Below are 6,000 nucleotides of genomic sequence, written 5' to 3'. Positions count from 1 at the left end.
GCTGCTTCCCATACTTGACCTTCTTGTAATTCACCATCTCCTAATGCTACATATACTCTATATGATTTATCTGATATTTTAGCAGATAGTGCCATACCATTAGCTACTGATAAACCTTGTCCTAATGAACCTGTTGATATTTCTACACCAGTTACTTTTTTCATATCAGGATGACCTTGTAATATGCTTCCATATTGTCTAAGAGTATTTAATTCTTTTTTATCAATAAATCCTTTTTCAGCTAATACAGCATAAAGAGCAGGTGCTGCATGACCTTTAGATAAAATAAATCTATCTCTATTAGGATCCTTTGGATTATCAATATTCATTTCATCAAAGTAAAGAACAGTCATAATATCAATTATTGATAAAGACCCTCCAGGATGTCCTGATTTAGATTTGCATATCATAGTAACAATATCTTTTCTTAATTCATTTGCTTTCTTTTGTAACTCTTTCATTTATTTCTCCTCTCATTATCTATCATTTATTTTATTTTTATTTGCTAAATATATGAAGTGTTTTAAATTTAGATTTAAAAAATAAATTAAATAGCTATTATTTTTTTGTAAAACTTTAAAATATTTAGTGTTTTGAGTAATTTATATTATATCATTTTTTACAAAATATTGTACAGGACAGTTGTCGGATATATGATTTCTAGAATTTTCTTCTGGAGAATAGTAAAATCTATTATTTTAAGTTTTATTTATTAGACTTATATTAATTAAAAAATAAAATAAAATTTATATAATGATTTTTAATTAAAATATTTTTGTGTTAAACTCAAGTCTTATAATCAATTAGTTAAAAATCTTTTATATTTTTTATGATTTAATTATTTTCATCTTTAATATACATTGTGAAAAAATATTTTCAAGGATATAACAAAATGAATATTAATAAAACATCAAAATAAATTATTAACATTTTAAATAGTTTGATAAATTTTATTTTGATATACAAACCTTTTATAATAGAACAAAAAATACAAAAAAAACACAAAAAAAAGGATAAAAAAAATAAAAAATGTTTGATTTAAATTAAAATATATAGTATACTAAAGCGTATAGTTTAACAAATGTGAAAAAATATACTTAATGTTTACAAAATTATAAGGAGGAATAAGATGTCGGCTTGTGAAAACAAATTAAAAAATGAATGTTTTAAAAAGCTTGAAGAGTTTATTGATGGATTAGAAACAAAAGAAGGAGCTCTTATATCAGTACTTCATAAAGCTCAAGAAATTTTTGGTTATTTACCAAAAGAAGTTCAAGCTTTTGTTGCTGAGGCATTAGGAGTATCATTAGCAAAAGTATATGGAGTAGTAAGTTTCTACTCGTTCTTTACTATGACACCAAAAGGAAAATATCCTATATCAGTATGTATGGGAACAGCTTGTTTTGTTAGAGGAGCAGAAAAAGTACTAAAAGATTTTGAAGCAAAACTAGGAATTTCTACAGGTGAAACTACTGCTGATGGATTATTTTCAATAGATGCTTTAAGATGTGTTGGAGCATGTGGGCTTGCACCAGTAGTTTTAGTTGGTGAAGATGTATATGGTAAAGAAGAAGCAAAAGATGTAGATGCTATAATAAAAAAATATAAAGAATTAGGATAATAAAAAAATATAACTGGAGGGATTTGAATGTCTAAAAAAATCAAATCAGTAGAAGAATTAAAAAACATAGGTAAAGAATGTGAAGCTCTAATTCAATTAAGAAAAAAATGAAGTGAAATTGATTTAGAAAATGTAATTCAAATAAAAGTAGGAATATCTAAAAATAGCCTTTTAGCTAAAAAAAGGGCTGATGAAGTTGGAATATATATTATAGACCTAATTAATAAAGAAAAAATAGAAAATGTAGTTGTATATCAAACTGAATTTAAAGGTTATAATAGTGATAATCCATCTTTAGAAATAATAGTTCCAGATGCGGGAAGTGTAGTATTTGGAGATATTGATGAGAAAGAAGCAGAAAAAATTATAATTAAATATGTAAAAAATACAGAAAATATTATTGGTTTTTTAAAAAATAACACAGGAAATAGTTGTAATTGTAATCATTAATCGAGGAGGGTAAAAACATGGCATATAAAAAACATGTCCTAATATGTGGAGGGACAGGTTGTTTATCTTCAAAATCTGCTCAAATTGCAGAGAATATAAATGCTTTACTAAAAGAAAAAGGAATGGAAGAGGAAGTTCAAGTTGTTTTAACAGGATGTTTTGGATTCTGTGAAAAAGGACCTATTGTTAAAATAGTACCTAGTAATACTTTTTATGTAGAAGTGAAACCTGAAGATGCAGCTAGAATAGTAGAAGAAGACTTAATAAAAGGTGAAAAAATCGAAAGTTTATTATATAAAGATCCTAGTACAAAAGAAAAAATATCTGATTCTGATAAAATGGGATTTTATGATAAACAACAAAGAATAGCGCTTAGAAACTGTGGACTTATCAATCCTGAAAATATAAAAGAATATTTAGGAAATAGAGGATATCAAGCTTTAGGGAAATGTTTAACAGAAATGACTCCAGAAGATGTAATAAATGAAGTAAAACTTTCTAAAATAAGAGGAAGAGGTGGGGGAGGATTCCCTACTGGATTAAAATGGCAATTTGCAGCAAATAATCATGCTGATCAAAAATATGTAGTATGTAATGCTGATGAAGGAGATCCAGGAGCATTTATGGATAGATCTATACTTGAAGGAGACCCTCATTCAGTAATAGAAGCTATGGCAATATGTGGATATGCTACAGGGGCAAATAAAGGTCTTGTGTATATAAGAGCTGAATATCCATTAGCTATCAAAAGATTAAGAAAAGCTATGGCAGATGCTAGAGAATATGGATTATTAGGAGAAAATATTTTAGGAACTGATTTTAGTTTTGATATAGAAATAAAATATGGAGCTGGAGCTTTTGTATGTGGAGAAGAAACAGCACTTATTCATTCTATGGAAGGAGAAAGAGGAGAACCAACTTCTAAACCACCTTTTCCAGCTGAATCAGGATATTTTGGAAGACCTACAAACGTTAATAATGTAGAAACATTTGCAAATATACCAGAAATTATTTTAAATGGTGGCGAATGGTATACTACGATAGGAACTGAAAAATCATCAGGAACAAAAGTTTTTGCTCTTGCAGGGAAAATAAATAATGTAGGATTGGTAGAAGTACCAATGGGAACAACTTTAAGAGAAGTTATTTTTGAAATTGGTGGAGGAATTAAAGACGGTAAAAAATTTAAAGCGGTACAAACAGGAGGACCATCTGGAGGATGTCTTACTGAAAAAGATTTAGATACTCCAATTGATTTTGATACATTAACATCAAAAGGATCTATGATGGGTTCTGGTGGAATGATAGTTATGGACGAAGATGACTGTATGGTAGCAGTATCAAAATTCTATCTTGAATTCACAGTTGAAGAATCGTGTGGAAAATGTACTCCATGTAGAGTAGGAAATAAAAGATTACTTGAAATATTAGATAAAATAACAAAAGGTAATGGTACTATGGAAGATCTTGAGTTATTAAGAGAATTATCTGAAACAATAAAAGATACTTCTTTATGTGGTCTTGGACAAACAGCTCCAAATCCAGTATTATCAACTTTAAATAATTTCTGGGATGAATATGTAGCACACGTTAAAGATAAAAAATGTCCAGCTGGTTCATGTCAAGATTTATTACAATATACTATTAATGATAAATGTATTGGATGTACAGCATGTGCTAGAGTATGTCCGGTAAATTGTATTACAGGAAAAGTAAAAGAAAAACATGTAATTGATCAAGAAAAATGTATTAAATGTGGTGCATGTTATTCAACTTGTAAATTTAAAGCTATAGACAGACTATAATTATCGAATAAAGTAATCAAAAAAGGAGTGAATAAAGTAATGGAAAAGGTTAAAGTTACTATAGATGGTATTCAAACAGAAGTACCTAAAAATAGTACTATTTTAGCAGCAGCTAAATCATTAGGAATAAATATACCAAGCTTATGTTATTTAAATATAGGAAGCGCTGATTACAAAAATGATTGTGCATCATGTAGAATATGTGTTGTAGAAGTAGAAGGAAGAAAAAATCTAGCACCTTCATGTGCTACACCGGTATTTGAAGGAATGAATGTTACAACTAATTCAATGAGAGTAATGCATAGTAGAAAAACAGTACTTGAATTAATGTTATCAGACCACCCAAAAGATTGTTTAGCATGTTCAAAATCAGGAGAATGTACTCTTCAAGATTTAGCTATTCAATTTGGAATAAGAGAAATAAGATTTGAAGGAGCAGAATCAACATATAGAAAAGATTATTCACCTTCAATTATAAGAGATATGGACAAATGTATTATGTGTAGAAGATGTGAAACTATGTGTAATAAAATCCAAACTGTTGGAGCTTTATCAGGAGTAAACAGAGGATTTGAAGCAGTAGTAGCACCTGCATTTGAGCAAGATTTAGAAGATTCAGTATGTACTTACTGTGGACAATGTGTCGCAGTATGTCCAGTTGGAGCTTTAAGTGAAGCTGATCATACTTGGAAAGTAGTAAGAGCATTAGCTAACCCTAAGAAAAAAGTTATAGTACAAGTAGCTCCAGCTGTAAGAGCAGCACTTGGAGAAGAATTTGGATATCCAGTAGGAACAAATGTTGAAGGTGAAATGGTTACAGCTCTTAAAAAATTAGGATTTGATGGAGTATTTGATACTAACTGGGCTGCTGACTTAACAATAATGGAAGAAGCTTCAGAGTTAAAGGCTAGATTAGAAAAATATTTAGCAGGAGACGAAAAAGCTTTACCTATACTTACATCTTGTTGTCCAGCATGGGTAAAATTTATTGAACATAATTTCCCTGATATGTTAGATGTACCTTCAACTGCAAAATCACCTCAACAAATGTTTGGAGCAGTAGCTAAAAATATATGGGCAAAAGAAGAAGGAATAAACAGAGAAGATTTAGTGGTAGTATCTGTTATGCCTTGTCTTGCTAAAAAATATGAAGCTGGAAGAGAAGAATTTTCTAAAGATGGAAATCCTGATGTAGATATTTCAATTTCTACTAGAGAATTAGCTAAACTATTAAAACAAGCTAATATAGATCTTAAAAAATTAGAAAAATCTAAATTTGATGCACCTCTTGGTGATTATACAGGAGCTGGAGTTATTTTCGGAAGAACTGGAGGAGTTATAGAAGCAGCAACGAGAACTGCTTACGAATGGATAACAGGAGAAACTCTAGAAAATGTTAATTTCGAAGTTTTAAGAGGATACGAAGGATGTAGAGTAGCTACTGTAAAAGTTGGAGATTTAGATCTTAGAATAGGAATAGCTCATGGACTTGGAGAAGCTAGAAAATTACTTGAAAAAGTTAAATCTGGAGAAGAAAAATTACATGCTATAGAAATAATGGCTTGTAAAGGAGGATGCGTTGGTGGTGGAGGACAACCTTACCATAACGGAAATTTTGAAATAATTAAAAAAAGAACAGAGGTTCTTAATAATATAGATGAAAATTGTGAAATAAGAAAATCGCATGAAAATCCTTATATTAAGTCTATTTATGAAAATCATTTAGAAAAACCAATGAGTCATAAAGCTCATGAAATGTTACATACAAAATATTTCCCAAAACATAAAATATAAGATATTAAAATTTGTTATGACATCAATCATTTAATTATGGTTGATGTCTTTTTATTATACTTGTTTTAAACGAATAATTTTGAGATTTCATATAAATTATATAGATATATAGAACAAATAATATTTTAAACTAAATATAATAAAAAAAATATTTTTCTTGAAAAAATAAAAAACAATTGACATTAAATTTCATTTGTGATATATTTATCTTATAGAGTTGATTGTTAAAAAAATATTTTAAATAACACTCAACACATGTTAAAAAGCATTTAATTAAAAGAAGTTTTTATTGCTCATAATTTTTTTTACATATTATAGTTAAAAAAATCA

General features: G+C 28.5%; 4 protein-coding genes. 3 read left to right on the top strand and 1 reads right to left on the bottom strand.

From position 1 onward, the window contains the following. Window positions 1–461 (bottom strand): transketolase (locus EV215_RS09115; protein ID WP_306767506.1); only part of this gene is annotated, 461 nt, incomplete at its 3' end. 668 nt (window positions 462–1,129) lie between these two features. Between EV215_RS09115 and EV215_RS09110 the strand changes: the two genes are divergently transcribed. The 3 genes from EV215_RS09110 (at window position 1,130) to EV215_RS09100 (ending at window position 5,670) form a co-directional block, all read left to right on the top strand. Beyond that, window positions 1,130–1,621, top strand: a complete 492-nt coding sequence (locus EV215_RS09110) for an NADH-quinone oxidoreductase subunit NuoE family protein (protein WP_134113702.1) — start codon at window positions 1,130–1,132, stop codon at window positions 1,619–1,621. A gap of 467 nt (window positions 1,622–2,088) precedes the next feature. Next, window positions 2,089–3,876 carry an NADH-quinone oxidoreductase subunit NuoF gene (locus EV215_RS09105; protein WP_134113701.1) on the top strand — a complete coding sequence of 596 codons (1,788 nt, stop codon included), beginning with the start codon at window positions 2,089–2,091 and terminating at the stop codon, window positions 3,874–3,876. Between the two features lie 39 nt (window positions 3,877–3,915). Continuing rightward, window positions 3,916–5,670 carry an NADH-dependent [FeFe] hydrogenase, group A6 gene (locus tag EV215_RS09100; RefSeq protein WP_134113700.1) on the top strand — a complete coding sequence of 585 codons (1,755 nt, stop codon included), beginning with the start codon at window positions 3,916–3,918 and terminating at the stop codon, window positions 5,668–5,670. Window positions 5,671–6,000 lie beyond the last annotated feature (330 nt).

Source organism: Hypnocyclicus thermotrophus (assembly GCF_004365575.1).
Lineage (GTDB): Bacteria > Fusobacteriota > Fusobacteriia > Fusobacteriales > Fusobacteriaceae > Hypnocyclicus > Hypnocyclicus thermotrophus.
The sequence above is the reverse complement of the archived record's forward strand: the minus strand, read 5'-3'. Positions and strand labels throughout refer to the sequence as shown.

Bases quoted from the DNA above. Each gene is read 5' to 3' on its own strand.
- EV215_RS09110 (WP_134113702.1), top strand. From the start codon at position 1,130: ATGTCGGCTTGTGAAAACAAATTAAAAAATGAATGTTTTAAAAAGCTT.
- EV215_RS09105 (WP_134113701.1), top strand. From the start codon at position 2,089: ATGGCATATAAAAAACATGTCCTAATATGTGGAGGGACAGGTTGTTTA.
- EV215_RS09100 (WP_134113700.1), top strand. From the start codon at position 3,916: ATGGAAAAGGTTAAAGTTACTATAGATGGTATTCAAACAGAAGTACCT.